The sequence below is a fragment of the Arthrobacter sp. MDT2-34-1 genome (assembly GCF_059091365.1).
The window spans coordinates 536,631-553,890 of the sequence record NZ_JBNHGO010000003.1; the positions used below are offsets into that span (position 1 = coordinate 536,631).

General features: G+C 68.1%; 10 protein-coding genes. 5 read left to right on the forward strand and 5 right to left on the reverse strand.

The window, feature by feature from the left end; translation table 11 throughout:
• The first annotated feature begins 13 nt into the window (after nt 1–13).
• Nucleotides 14–994, forward strand: a complete 981-nt coding sequence (gene rlmB, locus AC5RVV_RS15800) for a 23S rRNA (guanosine(2251)-2'-O)-methyltransferase RlmB (RefSeq protein WP_494002328.1) — start codon at nt 14–16, stop codon at nt 992–994.
• A gap of 16 nt (nt 995–1,010) precedes the next feature.
• On the forward strand, nt 1,011–3,104 hold the full coding sequence (gene glgX / locus AC5RVV_RS15805) for a glycogen debranching protein GlgX (RefSeq protein WP_494002329.1): 2,094 nt from the start codon (nt 1,011–1,013) through the stop codon (nt 3,102–3,104).
• Between the two features lie 82 nt (nt 3,105–3,186).
• Here glgX and AC5RVV_RS15810 read toward each other — a convergent pair whose 3' ends face one another.
• The 5 genes from AC5RVV_RS15810 to glgP form a co-directional block, all read right to left on the reverse strand.
• Nucleotides 3,187–3,774 (reverse strand): DUF3618 domain-containing protein, encoded by a 588-nt coding sequence (locus AC5RVV_RS15810; RefSeq protein WP_494002330.1) that lies wholly within the window; start codon nt 3,772–3,774, stop codon nt 3,187–3,189.
• Nucleotides 3,771–4,223, reverse strand: a complete 453-nt coding sequence (locus AC5RVV_RS15815; RefSeq protein ID WP_494002359.1) for a phage holin family protein — start codon at nt 4,221–4,223, stop codon at nt 3,771–3,773. Before AC5RVV_RS15815 ends, AC5RVV_RS15810 begins: the two co-directional genes overlap by 4 nt.
• Before the next feature lie 11 nt (nt 4,224–4,234).
• Nucleotides 4,235–5,059 carry a hypothetical protein gene (locus AC5RVV_RS15820; RefSeq protein ID WP_494002331.1) on the reverse strand — a complete coding sequence of 275 codons (825 nt, stop codon included), beginning with the start codon at nt 5,057–5,059 and terminating at the stop codon, nt 4,235–4,237.
• A 48-nt stretch (nt 5,060–5,107) separates the two neighbouring features.
• Nucleotides 5,108–6,172 (reverse strand): YihY/virulence factor BrkB family protein, encoded by a 1,065-nt coding sequence (locus AC5RVV_RS15825; protein WP_494002332.1) that lies wholly within the window; start codon nt 6,170–6,172, stop codon nt 5,108–5,110.
• A 251-nt stretch (nt 6,173–6,423) separates the two neighbouring features.
• Nucleotides 6,424–9,057 carry an alpha-glucan family phosphorylase gene (gene glgP, locus AC5RVV_RS15830; RefSeq protein ID WP_494002333.1) on the reverse strand — a complete coding sequence of 878 codons (2,634 nt, stop codon included), beginning with the start codon at nt 9,055–9,057 and terminating at the stop codon, nt 6,424–6,426.
• A 146-nt stretch (nt 9,058–9,203) separates the two neighbouring features.
• Here glgP and AC5RVV_RS15835 point away from each other — a divergent pair, with 146 nt between their 5' ends.
• The 3 genes from AC5RVV_RS15835 to glgB are packed head-to-tail and all read left to right on the forward strand — an operon-like array spanning nt 9,204 to nt 16,958.
• Nucleotides 9,204–11,252, forward strand: a complete 2,049-nt coding sequence (locus AC5RVV_RS15835; RefSeq protein WP_494002360.1) for an alpha-1,4-glucan--maltose-1-phosphate maltosyltransferase — start codon at nt 9,204–9,206, stop codon at nt 11,250–11,252.
• Nucleotides 11,252–13,051: a maltose alpha-D-glucosyltransferase gene (gene treS / locus AC5RVV_RS15840; protein ID WP_494002334.1), complete on the forward strand. Its 1,800-nt coding sequence runs from the start codon at nt 11,252–11,254 to the stop codon at nt 13,049–13,051. Before AC5RVV_RS15835 ends, treS begins: the two co-directional genes overlap by 1 nt.
• Complete coding sequence (glgB, locus tag AC5RVV_RS15845; RefSeq protein WP_494002335.1) at nt 13,044–16,958, forward strand: 1,4-alpha-glucan branching protein GlgB; 3,915 nt, start codon at nt 13,044–13,046, stop codon at nt 16,956–16,958. Before treS ends, glgB begins: the two co-directional genes overlap by 8 nt.
• Nucleotides 16,959–17,260 lie beyond the last annotated feature (302 nt).

Consider the following 17,260-nt stretch of genomic DNA (forward strand, 5'->3'; position numbering starts at 1 on the left):
AGGTAGTTTTTCGATGGCCAACAAACCTCGCCCCGGAGCGGTGCGCAAGTCCAAAAAGGGACCCACCGCCGGAACCGGCGGACACGGGCGCAAGGCGCTCGAAGGCAAGGGGCCGACCCCGAAGGCCGAAGACCGCCCGTACCACAAGGCGTACCGCACCAAGCAGCTCTCCGAACGCTCGGCCGCCAAGCGCCCGGCCGGCCAGCGCGGGCCGGCGCCCCGCCGCGGCAAGTCCGCCGGCGAGATGGTAACCGGACGCAACTCCGTGGTGGAAGCCCTGCGCGCCGGTGTTCCCGCCAAGGCGCTGCACGTCGGGGTCCGGATCGAGATGGACGACCGCGTCAGGGAATCCCTGAAGATCGCCGCCGAACGCGGTATTCCGGTGCTCGAATCGCACAAGCCGGAACTGGACCGGATGACCGATGACGCCGTCCACCAGGGCCTGGTGCTGCAGATCCCGCCCTATGACTACCAGGACGCCCTGGAACTGGCCGAGGAAACCATGGCCAAGTTCAAGAAGGGCTACATCAACAACGCCCCGCTGTTCGTGGCCCTGGACGGCATCACCGACCCGCGCAACCTCGGCGCCATCATCCGTTCGGCCTCGGCCTTCAGCGGCCACGGCGTGATCGTGCCCGAGCGCCGCTCGGTCGGGATGACGGCCTCCGCGTGGAAGACCAGCGCCGGCGCGGCGGTGCGCGTGCCGGTGGCCAAGGCGGGCAACCTGACCAATACGCTCAAGGCTTTCCAGCAGCTGGGCATCTTCGTGCTCGGCCTGGACGGCGGCGGCGACGTCTCGCTGCCGGACCTGTCGCTGGCCACCGAACCGGTGTGCCTCGTGGTGGGATCCGAGGGCAAGGGCCTGTCCCGGCTGGTCCGGGAACACTGCGACCAGATCGTCTCCATCCCGATCGACTCGGCGATGGAGTCGCTCAACGCTTCCATGGCCGTGGGCATCAGCCTGTACGAGATTTCGCGGCAGCGCGCGCGCTAGGAGCAGGTGGACCGTTGTGGCCCGTCACGCCAAGAGCCTTTCCCCTGAGCGTCCGACGCGCCAGGCCCGGCTTTCGCGTGCCTTCCCGCTCGGCGTGAGCGACGCCGCCCCGGGCCTGCCGCCGATTCCCGGCGCGGTCAACGTGGCGGTCTTCGCCCCGGACTTCGGTTCGGTGGACGTGCACTTCCAAGACGCGGCGGGCACCTGGCGGCGCGTCGAACTGACGGCGCTCACCGACGGCGTCCACCACGGCACGGTCGAGGGACTCGAGGCCGGCAGCCGGTACGCCTTCTGGCCCCACGGCGAGGAACTGCCGGCGTCCGGGCAGCTGCTGCTGGACCCCTACGGCCGCGCCATCGACGACGACGGCGGTGTGCTGCGCTCGGTGTACGTCACAGGTGGTTTCGACTGGGGGAACGACGCCCGGCCGCACGTGCCGTGGCGGGACACGGTGGTGTACGAGTGCCACGTCAAGGGCCAGACCGTGCTGCACCCGGACATCCCGGAAGAACTGCGCGGCACCTACGCCGGGCTGGCGCACCCGGTGATGGTCGAGTACCTGCTGGAGCTGGGGATCACCACGGTGGAGCTGCTGCCGGTGCACTACCACCTGGACGAACCGCACCTGCAAAACCTGGGCCTGGCCAACTACTGGGGCTACAACACGCTCGGCTTCTTCGCCCTCTGGCCGGGCTACGCCACCGCCGCGGCGCAGGCCGCCGGACCGCGGGCCGTGCAGGACGAGTTCCGCACCATGGTCAAGCAGTTGCACGCCGCCGGACTCGAGGTGGTCCTGGACGTGGTCTACAACCACACGGCCGAGGGCGGCAAGGACCAGGACACGTATTCCTTCCGGGGGCTGGCGGACCACGTGTACTACCGGCACGACGGCCACGGGAATTACCTGGACACCACCGGCTGCGGCAACACCATGGAGTTCAACGAGCCGCGCGTGATCCAGCTGGCCCTCGACTCGCTCCGCTACTGGGTGGAAGAGTTCCACATCGACGGGTTCCGCTTCGACCTGGCGGTGTCCCTGGCCCGCGACGGAAACAACCATTTCAATCCCCGCCATCCGTTCCTGGTAGCCGTGGGCGCCGACTCGGTGCTCTCCGGGGCAAAGCTCATCTCGGAACCGTGGGACGTCGGCGACGGAGGCTGGCAGACGGGGCACTTCCCGCCGGGCTGGGCCGACTGGAACGACCGCTTCCGCGACACCGTCCGCGATTTCTGGCTGGCGGACCAGGCCGCGTTGGCGGGCGGCGGGCAGGTCGGGACGGTGGCGCGGCTGGCGGGTTGCTTGGCCGGCTCCACCGAGCTGTTCGCCGGGTCCGGCCGCACCGCGCTGGCCTCGCTGAATTTCGTGACCGCCCACGACGGCTTCACCCTGGCCGACCTGACTGCGTACAACCGCAAGCACAACGAAAACAACGGCGAAGAAAACCGCGACGGCCACGACCATAACCGCAGCTACAACCACGGCATCGAGGGTCACACGGGGGACGGCCGGGTCCTCGACGCCCGGGACCGGAGCGCGCGTAACCTGATGGCTACCCTGTTGCTGTCGCTCGGGGTGCCCATGATCTGCGCCGGCGACGAGATCGGCCGCAGCCAGCAGGGAAACAACAACGCATACTGCCAGGACAACGAGCTGGCGTGGACCAATTGGCAGCTGGACGAGCGCGAACACCGGATGTTCGATGCCACCCGCCGGCTTATCCAGATCCGCCGGTCCTTCCTGGCGCACCAGCCGTATAACTACCCGGCACGGGCGGACAGTTCCTACCTGCTCTGGTTCAACGCCGACGGCGAACCGATGACTCCGGACGACTGGAACAACCCGGACTGCCGCCTGGTCCAGCTGCTGATGGGATCGCCCCAGGGTGTGATCGATGGTCTGCTGGTGATCAACGGGGCGTGTCAGCCGCAGAAAATCGTGATGCCGGCCCCGCACGCGCTGCAGGACTTCGGCAAGCACCGCGGCGGGAACCACGTGTTCGAACTGCTCTACACCACCGCGCATTCCGAGGAGCAGCGGCGCGGCGCCAAGGTCCGCAGCGGCGAGAAGGACATGGTGGCCGCCAACAGCCTCTCCGTCTACCGCTCCTGACTTAACGCAGCCGGCGCCGGGAAGGCCCTCAAAGCCTTCCCGGCGCCGGCATGCCGGCCGTTAGCCGGCGTGCACCCAGGGGTTAGATCTGCCGGGGCTCCTCCTGGACGTTGCCGCGGGCCTCTTGGGCCCGTGCCTTCACGTCCTCGGCGGCGGACGCTCCTTCGGACTTCACCCTGCCCGCCGAGTCCTGGGCCGAGGACTTCAGGTCTTCGGCTGCCTCGCGGGCCGGCTCCTTCATGTCCTGGGCCACCTGGCGGGCGGAGTCCTTGACTTCCTGCACCACCGGTTCGGCCTGTTCCTTGACCTTGTCGGCTGCCTGCTGCTCCACCCGGCTGGCCGGGAACAGCGAGGACAGCAGCCAGCCGGCGCCGAAGGCGATCAGGCCGGCCGCCACCGGGTTGCCCTCGGTCTTGCGGGCAAGCTGGTGCGGGGCGTCGCTGGCCATCTCGCCGGCGTCGTGCATCATGGAGCGGGTGCCGCCGGTGGCGTCGTCAGCCGCGCCCATGATCTTCTCCTTGACGCGGCCCACGGAATCCTTCACTTTGTCCGTCTGCCGGTGGACGATGTTCGACGGCGACGCTTTTTCCGCCACGGCGTCCACATCCGTGCCCAGCCGGGCGCGGGTACGTTCGATGTCGGCTCGGATTTCTTCGGGTGACTGGCTCATAGCGCTTCCTCACTTGGCTTCAATGTTTCCGGAATCTGCTTCACTGACTCGGTGGTCCGGGGCATCCCTTCGACCGTCTTCAGCTGCTTGCGGCCAACCGAATACAGAATGGCCGCGATGATGGCCCAGATGACTGCCACAATCAGGCCGGACCAGGCCCACCCGACCCCGCCGGCGATGAGCGCCCACAGGGCCAGGGACAGGAACAGGAGGACGAAGTGGCCGGCCACGCCGGCTCCGCCCAGCAGGCCCGCGCCCTTGCCGGCTTTGGTGCCGGTCTCCTTGAGTTCGGCCTTGGCCAGCTCCACCTCCTGGCGCATCAGGACGGAGATGTCCTTGCTGACCTGGCTGAGAAGATCGCCCAAGGATTCGTTCTCGGCCTTGATTTCCGCTCGCGTTGGCTCGGCGCCATCCTGGCCGGGCACGCGTTGATTGCTCGGGCCCGGCATTTGCTGGTGACTCATCGAGTCCCTCCGTCCTCATAGGGGTTCCGCTCCGGGATCGCGGTGCCGCGGCCACCGACGGGCGGTTCGCCCACAGGGTAGGTGGTTTCGGGCTGTGCCGGGGCGCCGCCGAGGGCGGAACCTGTCTGCGCTCCCGGCGCCGCGAAGCCGGCGGCGCTTTGGGCCTCATAGCTGCCCGTTCCTGCCGTGTCGTAGACGGAACCGGTGGTTGCACGGTGCGTGCCCACGCTCCTGCCGGTCATGGAGCCGCTGCCTGCTCCGCTGTCGGCGGTCAGGCCCTTGGTCAGGCGCCCGGCCAAGACGCCGGCCCCCGCCGCGATCGCCAGGAAGGCTCCGGGCCGCCGGCGGGCAAAACGCTTGACCTCGTCCAGCAGGGATCCCGGGTCGCGGTTCTCGAGCCATCCTGCGACTGAGTCGGCCCGGCCCGCCACCTGGCTGACCAGCTGGGTCGCCGGTCCGGACTGTTCCGAGTTGCGGGCCATGGAATTTAGCTCCTCCCCGATGGACCGCAGCCCCGAAGCCACGCGTTGCTGCTGCGTGTTGGCCTGGCCGCGGACACCGTCGCCCAGTTCGGACATCAGGTTGCGGGCCTTGTCTTTGGCTTCGTACGCCACCTGCTTTGCCTCGTCCTTGGCCGTCTGCGCAACGTGCTGGCCGGCTTCGGCCCCTTCGCGCCCTACTTCCCGTGCCTCGGTCTTGGCGGTTTCGCTCCTGGACTGGCCGGTTGAGGGCGGGTTCGACGGCGGCGGTACGGCCGTGCCACCTGTGGGGTAAACGGGAGCGCCCTCGTCGTAACTGCCGGAATGTGGATTCGTGGTCATGGCAATTCCTTTTCCTAGTCGGGTTCTTCCTGTCAGTCCTGATCTTGGTCAGCTATGCTCACGGGATTCCTCGTGGGAATGCGCGTGCTCGCGGCGCAGATCGCGCCCCCGTGCAATGTCCTCCTCTTCCTTCTCGGCATTCTTCTCGATCTTGCGGTTATCGCGGACCGGAAGCTGGATGTTTTCTTCGGCGGCCATGCCGGCCTGCAGTTCGCGCCCGCGTTCGGTCTCGGCATCGAACTCTGCGCCGAACAGCAGGGCGAGGTTGGCCAGCCAGAACCACAGCAGCAGGACGATCACCCCGCCGATGGCTCCGTAGGTCGCGTTGTAGTTGCCGAAGTTGGCTACGTAGAAGGCGAAGCCCAAGGTCGCCAGGGCCAGCACGATCAGCGCGACCAGGGCGCCCAGGCTCATCCAGCGGAACTTCGGCTGCTTCACGTTAGGCGTCGCGTAGTACAACACGGCCACGATCACCACGGCGAAGATGACGACGACCGGCCACTTGGCGATGTTCCAGGCGGTCACTGCCGCCTCGCCGAGTCCGATCACCGAGCCGATCGCCTCCGCCACCGGGCCGGACACGACCAGCATCAGCAGCGTCAGGACGGCCAGCAGCAGCACCACGAGGGTCACCAACAGCATCATCGGGCGGAGCACCCAGAACGGGCGGCCTTCTTCGACCTCGTAGATCCTGTTCATGGCCCGGCCGAAGGCGGTGACATAACCGGATGCCGACCAGATCGCGCCGACGAGGCCGACGACGAACGCCAGCCCGGCTCCCTGGGAAGTGGCGAGCTGCTGGATCGGCTGGCGGATGACATCAACGGCCTGGCCGGGTGCTACCTGCCCCAGCATGTTCATCATGGCGTTGGTGGTTTGTTCCGCCTGCCCTACCAAGCCCAGGATGGAAACCAGCGCCAGCAGGCCGGGGAACAGGGACAGCACCGCGTAGTAGGTGAGCGCCGCCGCAAGATCGGTGCAGTTGTCGTCGGAGAACTCCCGAATGGTCTTGCGGAGGATGTACTTCCACGAAGACTTTTTTACTTGCTGCGGTTGCTGCGGCTTGTCCCCGTGGTCCGGCGGTGGTGCCTCCCGCTCGGTACTCGTGCCCATGTTCGCCTCCTTCGTAGTCCATTCGGACGGAACACCCTCATGCTATTAGTCAGCATGCTGATAATAAAGGGGTGAGTCACACAGAAGGACGTACGAAGCAGCACATTTCCGCTCTAATCCGGCATGAAACGGGGGGTCCCGGCCGATTTAAAGAAACTGTCGGATAGCTACGTTTCAGCCGTTCTGTTGCCACTCGCGCCGGCCGCCCGGGCGGGCGACGGGCGCGAGCGGCAACGGGCGCTGCCCGTGGATCAGCCGGTGGCGTTGGACACCAGTCCGAGTTCGGCATGGTTTGCCAACGCCGGGTGTTTGGGCAGCACCCGCACGCTGTACCCGAACGACCCGGATCGGTCGATGGTGACCGGGCCGGTGAAGAGATAGCGGCCATCGCCCAGCTGTTCGGCGAGGGCAAGTTCGTCACTGGAGGTCTGGGCGAGGTCGTCGTTTTCGGTGACCTGGCCATGCACCACCTGAACGGTGACGCTGTCCGGCGCCAGCGAGCCGAGCCGGACATAGGCATTGACCGTCAGCGATTCGCCGATCTGCGGCTCGTCCGTGATGCCGAGCGAGTCCACGTGCTCCACCGACACGTCGGCCCAGGCTGCATGCACACGGCTGGTCCACGCCGCCAGTTCCTTCGCCGCCGCAAAATCGTCGGCCCGGGCCGTCCGGCCGGATGCCCAGGCGGGACGGTACAGCTGCTCCACATAGTCATGCAGCATCCGTTCGGCGGAAACCGCCGGACCCAGATTGGCCAGCGTGTGCTTGATCATGGCGATCCACTGGTGCGGGACGGCATCGTCGGCTATCGGCTGGGACGGGCCGGCCGCCCCCGCGCCCTCGGAGACCTCGGCGGCATAGAAGCGGGGCGCCACGTGGTGCTCGATCAGGTCGTAGAGCGCGGCTGCTTCGATATCGTCCCGATCGTCCGCGCTGAACATGTCCGCGGTCCCTGCATCGGTGGACGGGTTCGCCGTCGGGATCGCCCAGCCGTTGTCGCCGTCGTACATCTCGTCCCACCAGCCGTCCAACACGGAGAGGTTCAGCCCGCCGTTGATGGCTGCCTTCATGCCGGACGTCCCGCAGGCTTCCAGCGGGCGCAGGGGGTTGTTCAGCCACACGTCGCAGCCCGGGAACAGCGTGCGGGCCATGGCGATGTCGTAGTTGGGCAGGAACACGATCCGGTGCCGGACCTCCGGGTCGTCGGTGAAGCGGACCAGATCCTGGATCATCCGCTTGCCCTGTTCGTCCGCAGGGTGGGACTTGCCGGCGATGACCAGCTGGATGGGCCGTTTCGGGTGCAGGAGCAGCGCCTTGAGCCGGGCCGGGTCGCGCAGCATCAGGGTCAGCCGCTTGTAGGTCGGCACCCGGCGGGCGAAACCGATGGTCAACACGTCCGGGTCCAGCACGGCGTCGGTCCACGCCAGCTCCGCGTCCGCGGCCCCGCGCTTCTTCCAGGCGGCCCGCAGCCGGCGGCGGACATCCTCGATCAGGGCCGTCCGCAGGCTTCGGCGCAGCGCCCAGATGTCCTCGTCGGACACGTCGTAGACCCGGTCCCACTGGCGGGCGATCACCGGCTCGTCGCCGAACGCCGACCGCGCGTACTCGGCGATCCGCGGGTCCACCCAGGTCGGCACGTGCACGCCGTTGGTCACCGAGGTGATCGGCACTTCCTCCTGGTCGAAGCCCGGCCAGAGCCCGGAGAACATGCCGCGGGAGACCACACCGTGCAGCTTGGCCACACCGTTGGCCCGCTGCGCCAGCCGCAGGCCCATCACGGCCATGTTGAACTTGGACGGATCTCCGCCGTCGTAATTCTCGTCGCCGAGTTCCAGGATCTTCGCGGTGGGCACGTCCGGGGCGAGGCCGGCGCTGAAGAAATGCTGGATCTGCGCCTTGTCGAACCGGTCGATGCCCGCGGGCACCGGCGTGTGCGTGGTGAACACGGTGTTGGCGCGGCCGGCGGCCAAGGCCTCGTCCCACGTCAGCCCGGCGGCCGCCAGCTCCTGGATGCGTTCGATGCCCAGGAACCCCGCGTGCCCTTCGTTCGTGTGGAAGACCTCCGGCGCCGGGGCGCCCGTGAGCCGCTGGTGGATGCGCAGCGCCTTCACGCCGCCCATGCCCAGCAGCAGTTCCTGCTGCAGGCGGTGGTCGCCGCCCCCGCCGTAGAGCCGGTCGGTGATGCCGCGGGCGGCCTCGTCGTTGCCCGGGATGTTGGAGTCCAGCAGCAGCAGCGGCACCCGGCCCACGTCGGCGCGCCAGACGTAGGCGCCGAGCCTGCGGCCGTTCGGCAGCGGCAGCGTGACCTGGGCCGGCTGCCCGTCCGGCTCGCGCAGCAGCGTCAGCGGCAGGCCGTCCGGGTCCAGGACGGGGTACGTCTCCTGCTGCCATGCGTCGCGGCTCAGCGACTGCTTAAAGTAGCCGGCGGCGTAGAGCAGGCCCACGCCCACCAGCGGCACGCCCAGGTCGGACGCGGCCTTCAGGTGGTCGCCGGCCAGGATGCCCAGGCCGCCGGAGTACTGCGGGAGCACATGGGAGATGCCGTACTCGGGGGAGAAGTAGGCGATCGACGCCGGTGCGTCCGCTCCCAGCGTCTGGTACCAGCGGTCCTCGGTCAGGTACTGCTCCAGGTCGGCGTCCAGTTCCCGCACCCGCGCGACGACGTCCCGATCGTCGGCCAGCGCCCGCAGCCGTTCGCGGGTGAACGAGCCGAGCAGGGCGACGGGATCCTGGCGCACCTCGGACCAGGCCTGAGGATCCAGTTGTTCAAAGAGTTGCTGGGTGGGCCGGTGCCAGGACCAGCGGAGGTTGCCGGCCAAGCGGGCCAACGGAGCAATGCTCTCGGGGAGGACAGTTCGGACAGTAAATCTGCGGATTGCCTTCACCCGGCCTAGGCTAGCGCAGATCCCCTGCGCCGTTGATGGCCGGCGGGTGAATGCGCGTCGAACTGGCCGTCAACCCGGTCGCAGGGCGTGGGGATCCTTCGCAATCGGGAAGGAATCTCGCTAACGTCTGTCTTGTGACGACTTCGATGCAGGAGCAGAGTACGACCCAGCCAGCCCCCCGCCTGAAGTTCGGCCGGATCCCGGTGGTCGACGTCTGGCCCGTGGTCGGCGGCGGCGAGTTTCCGGCCAAGGCGATACCGGGCGAAGACCTGGAGGTAGCCGCCACCGTCTTCCGCGAGGGGCACGACAAGATCGGCGCGACCGCGGTGCTGTTCGACCCGGACGGCCGGCCCGTCCAGCGGGCAAGGCTGACGCCCGGCGCGCCCGGCACCGACCGCTGGCACGGGACCCTCCGGCCCACCGGTACCGGCCTCTGGACCTTTCACGTGGAAGGCTGGGGAGACAATTACGCCACCTGGCGGCACAACGCCGAGGTGAAGATTGCCGCCGGCGTGGACGTGGACCTCATGCTGGCCGAGGGCCGGATGCTGCTGGAACAGGCCGCGGGCCAGGGCGGGCGGCCGGAAGGCAACGCGCAGGTGCTGCGCGACGCCGCCGCCGCGCTCGCAGACGGATCGCTCACCGTGCATGAACGTTTGGCCGCAGGAACCTCGGAGGCCGTGCTGGACGCCGTGAACAGCCATCCGATCCGCAGCCTGGTCAGCCCCTCGAAGCGGTACCCCATCCTCGTGGAGCGTGAACGGGCCGGCCGCGGCGCCTGGTACGAATTCTTCCCGCGCTCCGAGGGCGCGCATTACGACCCGGCGAACGGGCGCTGGACCTCCGGCGACTTCACGACGGCGGCCGAGCGGCTTCCGGCCGTCGCGGCCATGGGCTTCGACGTGGTGTACCTGCCGCCCATCCATCCGATCGGCGAGGTCAACCGCAAGGGACCGAACAACACGCTGACCGCCGGACCCGGCGACCCGGGATCGCCGTGGGCCATCGGATCCAAGGACGGCGGGCATGACGCCATCCACCCCGACCTGGGCGGATTCGAGCAGTTCGACGCCTTCGTGGCCGCCGCCGAGGCGCTCGGCATGGAGGTGGCCCTGGACCTGGCGCTGCAGGCCGCCCCGGACCACCCGTGGGCCACCGAGCATCCCGAATGGTTCACCACGCGGGCCGACGGCACGATTGCCTACGCCGAGAACCCGCCGAAGAAGTACCAGGACATCTATCCGCTGAACTTCGATAACGACCCGCGCGGCCTGTCCGAAGAGGTCCTGCGGATCGTGAAGCTGTGGATTTCGCACGGCGTGAAGATTTTCCGGGTGGACAACCCGCACACCAAGCCCCTGTGGTTCTGGGAATGGCTGATCGGCACGGTGAACCGCGAGCACCCTGAGGTGGTGTTCCTGGCCGAGGCCTTCACCCGGCCGGCCATGATGCACGCGCTGGGCCGCGCGGGCTTCCAGCAGTCCTACAGCTATTTCACCTGGCGCAACACCAAGGAAGAGATCGAGGAGTACTTCACCGAGATCAGCCACGAGACGGCGCCGTTCTTCCGGCCGAACTTCTTCGTCAACACCCCGGACATCCTCACCGAGTACCTGCAGTACGGCGGCCCCGCCGGGTTCAAGGTCCGGGCCGTGCTGGCGGCCACGGCCAGCCCGCTCTGGGGCGTCTACGCCGGCTACGAACTCTACGAGCACGTGGCCCGGCCGGGCGCCGAGGAATACATCGACAACGAAAAGTACGAATACAAGGCCCGCGACTTCGCCGCCGCGGAGGCCGAAGGGCGCTCGCTCGCCCCGTACCTGACCCGGCTCAATTCCATCCGGCGTGCCCACCCGGCGCTGGGCGACCTGGGCAACCTCACCGTGCACCGCAGCACCGACCCGGCCACGGTGGTGTACTCCAAGCACAAGGCGCACCTGCCCGAAAGCCACGGCGGCGGGCGGGACACGATCATCGTCGTCGTCAACGTGGACCCGCACAGCGCGCGCGAATCGACGGTCTCGCTGGACCTGGCGGCGCTGGGGCTGCGGGAGGAGGACCTTAACGACGACGGCACGTTCTGGGTCGATGACCTGCTCAGCGGGCAGAGCTGGCGCTGGGGCGAACACAACTACGTGCGGCTGGACGCACACGTGGAACCCGCCCACATTCTGCACATCCGAAGGAACCGCTGATGGCCGGCCCCTTCCAGCTGCACGCTCCGGGGCTGACGCATGACCCCCACTGGTACCGCAAGGCAGTGTTCTACGAGGTGCTGTTGCGGGGCTTCGCGGACTCCAACGGAGACGGATCGGGCGACTTCTCCGGGCTGATCGACAAGCTGGACTACCTGCAGTGGCTGGGCGTCGACTGCCTGTGGATCCCGCCGTTCTTCAAGTCCCCGCTGCGGGACGGCGGGTACGACGTCGCGGACTACTTCGACGTGCTGGACGAGTTCGGCACCATCGGCGACTTCAAACGCCTGGTCGCCGAGGCCCACGCCCGCGGCGTCCGGGTAATCATCGACCTGCCGATAAACCACACGTCGGACAAGCACGACTGGTTCGAGCAGTCCCGGCGGGACCCGGAGGGGCCGTACGGAGACTTCTATGTCTGGTCCGATACGGACGAGAAATACCAGGACGCGCGGATCATCTTCGTGGACAGCGAGGATTCGAACTGGGCGTTCGACCCGATCCGCCGGCAGTTCTACTGGCACCGCTTCTTCAGCCACCAGCCGGACCTGAACTTCGAGAACCCCAAGGTGATCGAGGCTTTGTTCGACGTCGTGCGCTTCTGGCTGGACCAGGGGATTGACGGTTTCCGCGCGGACGCCATCCCGTACCTGTTCGAGGAAGACGGGACCAACTGCGAGAACCTGCCCGCCACGCACGCCTTCCTGCAGGACCTGCGCGCACTGGTGGACACGGAATACCCCGGCCGCGTGATCATCGCCGAAGCCAACCAGCTGCCACACGAGGTGGTGGAATACTTCGGCCAGCCGGACGGCGACGGCGGGCTGCGCCCCGAATGCCACATGGCCTTCCACTTCCCGATCATGCCGCGGCTGTATTACGCCCTCCGGGACCAAAAGGCCGCCCCGATCATCGCCACCATGGAGCAGACGCCGGCGATCCCGGCCGGGGCCCAGTGGGGAACGTTCCTGCGCAACCACGACGAACTGACGCTGGAAATGGTCACCCGCGAAGAACGTGAGGCGATGTTCGGCTGGTACGCGCCGGATTCCCGGATGCGGTCCAACATCGGAATCCGCCGCCGGCTGGCCCCGCTGCTGGACAACTCGCGCGCAGAAATCGAACTGATTCACGCGCTGCTGCTGTCGCTGCCGGGCAGCCCGTTCCTGTATTACGGGGACGAGATCGGCATGGGCGACAACATCTGGCTCGAAGACCGAGATGCCTCCCGCACCCCGATGCAGTGGAACCCCGACCGCAACGCCGGCTTCTCCACCGCGGACCCCGGCAAACTGTACCTGCCGGTGGTGCAGTCGCTGGTCTATCACTACAACTACGTCAACGTCGAGGCGCAGCTGGCGCACAACAGTTCGCTGCTGCACTGGGTGCGCCAGATGCTGGCCGTGCGCAAGGCCCATCCCGCCTTCGGCCTGGGCACCTACCGGAACGTGCCGGTGGACTCCGAATCTGTGCTGGCCTTTCTGCGCGAATTGCCGGAGGACAATCCGGAAGGCCTGGAGAAAGAGGTGCTGCTGTGCGTGTTCAACCTGTCGCAGCACCCCGTGGCGGCACCGCTGCGGCTGCCCGAATTTGCCGGCCGGGGGCTGCGCGACACGTTCGGAGGCGTCCCCTTCCCTGCCTTTGACGACGCCGGCCAGCTCACGCTGACGCTGGGCAGCCACGACTTTTTCTGGTTGCGGCTGCGTTCGGCCGCGTCCAACCCCGCATCTCCACAGACCGAGACACTCCCAGTCATCAGACCCGCGACTGAAGGAACAGAGGTGGCATCACATGCCTGATTTCACGCCGAGCCTGCCCGAACTGCTGCACCAGTGGCTCCCCGCCCAGCGTTGGTTCCCCGCCAAGGGCCAAGAGTCGGTCCTGCGCCGGCTGGGCGGCATCCGCTTGCCGGACCCGGCCGGGGCGGTGGGACTGGAAGTGCACATCGTGGCCGTGCACACCGCCGACGCCGTCCACGTGGTCAACGTGCCGCTGAGCTACCGCCGGGAGCCCCTGGCCGGCGGGGAGGCGGCCCTGCTCGGGCGCGTGCAGCAGGGCGCCGAGGACACCTGGGCGGCAACCCGCGAAGAGGGCGAGACCGTTGGGTCGGACAAGCCGGCGGGCGGTACCGCGGGGGCGGCCGGCGGCGCCGCGGGCGGTACTGCGGGCGGTCCCGGAGAGCGCTGGATTTACGACGGCGCCCACGACCCGGTGTTCGTGGCCGCCTGGCTGGAACTGATGCGGCGGCAGTCGGTGACGGGCGACGGGCATACCCGCGGCCATGCCGGGGCCGGATTCGATTCCTGGCCGGAGTTCACCACCGGGCTGCAGGCCTCCGTGCTGCTGGGTGAGCAGTCGAACACCTCGGTGGTGGTCCAGTCCGACCAGGGTCCGCTGATCGTGAAGTTCTTCCGCGTGCTGGAAGCCGGCACCAATCCGGACGTCGAGGTCGGTGTGCTGCTCACGGAGGCCGGGTGCCGCGAAGTCCCGGTCACGTACGGCTGGGTGACCGGCGGCTGGCTGACTCCCGGACAGGACAACGACGGCGGCGACCGCCTCTGGGACACCGGACACCTGAGCGTGCTGCGGGAATTCATTCCGGACAGCCAGGATGCGTGGCGCACCGCGTCGGGCTCCGCCCTGGACGGCACGGACTTCAGCTCCCAGGCCCGCGAGCTCGGCGCCGTCACCGGACGGATCCACCGCAGCCTGCGCGACGCGGCCGGCGCCTCCCCGGCGGACGCCAAGGCCGTCGAGGCGTTCAAGGCCGCGCTGGCGGAACGGATCCGCTGGGGCTGGGCCCAGGCCGGGGCGTCCGTGGGGCCCCTGGACGACGCGGTGCAGGAACTGCTGGACCGGCTGGACCAGGTGACCGAGCTTCCTCAGCTGCAGCGGATCCACGGCGACTACCACCTGGGCCAGGTGCTGTTCTCGGCACAGCGGGGCTGGGTAGTGCTTGATTTCGAGGGCGAACCGCTGCGGCCCATGGGCGACCGCGGCACCGACGACGTGCCGCTGCGCGATGTGGTGGGCATGCTCCGCTCGTTTGATTACGCCGCCGGCGTGGCCCGGCTCGCGGAGCCCGACGATGCGGTCGGCGCCGCCGCCGACAACTGGGCGGCGCAGGCCAGCTCCGCCTTCCTGGACGGCTACCGGGAGGGGACGGGCGAACCGGTGGACACGTCCTCCACGCTCTTCCGCGCGTTGCTTTTGGACAAGGCCCTCTATGAAGTGGTGTACGAACAGCGCAACCGCCCGCGCTGGGTACAGGTGCCGGTCCGCGGCGTACGCGAGGCCCTGGCACCACTGGCGGGCACCGGCACCGGGCCCGGAAGCGGCCGGACGTCTGCCGCAGTCGGCGCAGCGGCGCCGGTAGCTCCCGCCTTCGCGGGTGCGTCCGCGGCCGGAACTTCCGTCCCCGCAACTTCCCGCGCGGCCAACACTTCCGGCGCGGCCGGCACCCCCGGACCGGCATCGCCGTCGGGCAGCCGCTCCCGCACCCCGGTGCGTGTCGAGCCGGAGGTGCTCTCCGCCGTCGCGCACGGGTCCTACCACCAGCCGCACGCAGTGCTCGGTGCCCACCTGGACGACCATGGACACGTCACCGTCCGCACCCGGCGTCCGCTGGCCGACTCCGTCACGGTGATCACGCCGTCACTGCGCGTGCCGATGGAACACGAGCACGAGGGCATCTGGGTGGCGGTCTTCCCGGCCGATGATCCGGGACGCGTCCCGGATTACCGCCTCGAGGTGGCGTACGACGGCGGTGCTCCCGCCATCAGCGACGATCCGTACCACTACCTGCCCAGCCTGGGCGAAATCGACCTGCACCTGATCGGCGAGGGCCGGCACGAGACCCTGTGGACCGCGCTCGGTTCCCACATGCGCCGCTACAACTCCGCGCTGGGCGACACATCCGGGGCCAGCTTCGCCGTCTGGGCGCCGAATGCCCGGGCTGTCCGGGTGAAGGGCGACTTCAACCACTGGGACGGCGCCCGGCACGCGATGCGTTCCATGGGCGGATCCGGCGTGTGGGAACTGTTCATCCCCGGCGTCGAGGCCGGTGCCGTCTACAAGTACGAGCTGCTGGGCCAAGACGGCCAGTGGCGGGAGAAGGCCGACCCGATGGCCCGCTGGACCGAGGTCCCGCCGTTGACCGGGTCCCGCGTGGTCGAATCGCACTACCGCTTCGGCGACCAGGAATGGATGGAGCGGCGTGCCGCCCGCGACCCGCACAACGGGCCGATGAGCGTGTACGAGGTGCACCTGGGGTCGTGGCGGCTGGGGCTGGACTACCGGCAGCTGGCCGACCAGCTCGCCGAATACGTCAGCTGGCAGGGCTTCACGCACGTGGAGTTCATGCCGGTGGCCGAGCACCCGTTCGGCGGATCGTGGGGCTACCAGGTCACCTCCTATTACGCGCCGACCTCGCGCTTCGGGCACCCCGACGACTTCAAGTACCTCGTGGACAGGCTGCACCAGGCCGGCATCGGAGTCCTCCTGGACTGGGTCCCGGCACACTTCCCCAAGGACGAGTGGGCGCTGGCCCGGTTCGACGGCCAGCCGTTGTATGAACACGCAGACCCCCGGCTGGGCGAACACCCGGACTGGGGCACGCTGATCTTTGACTTCGGCCGCCGCGAGGTGCGGAACTTCCTGGTCGCCAACGCGCTGTACTGGCTGGAGGAGTTCCACATCGACGGACTCCGGGTGGACGCGGTGGCCTCCATGCTGTACCTCGACTACTCGCGCAATGACGGGGAGTGGGTCCCCAACATCCATGGCGGCCGCGAAAATCTGGAGGCCATTTCCTTCCTGCAGGAAGTCAACGCCACCGCGTACAAGCGGGTGCCGGGCATCGTCATGATCGCGGAAGAGTCCACCGCGTTCGACGGTGTGACCCGCCCGACCAGCGCGGGGGGCCTCGGCTTCGGCCTGAAGTGGAACATGGGCTGGATGCACGACACGCTCGAATACATCGCCGAGGACCCGGTCAACCGGATGTACCACCACGGCAAGGCCACCTTCTCGATGGTCTATGCCTACACGGAGAACTTCCTGCTGCCGATCAGCCATGACGAGGTGGTCCACGGCAAGGGGTCGATGCTGCGCAAGATGCCCGGCGACCGCTGGCAGCAGTTGGCCAACCTGCGCGCCTACCTGGCCTTCCAGTGGGCGCATCCCGGCAAGCAGCTGATCTTCATGGGTACCGAATTCGGCCAGGAGTCGGAATGGTCGGAGCAGCACGGGCTGGACTGGTGGCTCTCCGAGAACGTTCCGCACAAGGGCCTGCAGCACCTGGTCCGCAACCTCAACGGGATCTACCGTTCCACGCCGGCCCTGTACGAGCGCGACAATGAGCCCGCCGGCTTCCAGTGGATCGACGAGAACGACGGCGCGCACAACACGCTGTCCTTCATCCGCTGGGACCAGCAGGGAAACCCGCTGGTCTGCGTGGCCAACTTCTCGGGTGCCCCGCACGAAGGGTTCCGGCTGGGGATGCCGTGGGCGGGCGAATGGGACGAGGCCCTGAATACCGATGCCGCCGAATACGGCGGATCCGGAGTGGTCAACGCAGGTGCGGTCACCGCCGTGGAAGGCGGCTGGAAGGGCAGCCCCGCTTCTGCGACGCTCCGGGTGCCGCCGCTGGGCGTGGTGTACCTGAAGCCGGCTGCCGGTGGCCCGGCCAGGGTGGAGGAAGGATGAACGGCAGCGGAATTTACATCCGCGCCGACCGGTGCTAGAGTTTAAAGCCGCGCAGGGCGGTAAGGTCGCCTCGCCGAACCGGCCGAAGGCAGTAGCCAACGGGCGGAGCGGGACCGGGCGGTTTGACAAGAACTGCCGGCGCGGGTAAGTTAGAAAAGTTGCTCCGGAGCGATGGAGGGCCTGAGAGGGTCGTCCTGGTGCCGGGTGCTCCTGTTGTTTGAGAACTCAATAGTGTGCCAAGTTTGTTGATACCAATTATTTATTGGTTGAAAGTGCCGTGGCGTGCCGCCCCTGTGGTGTGT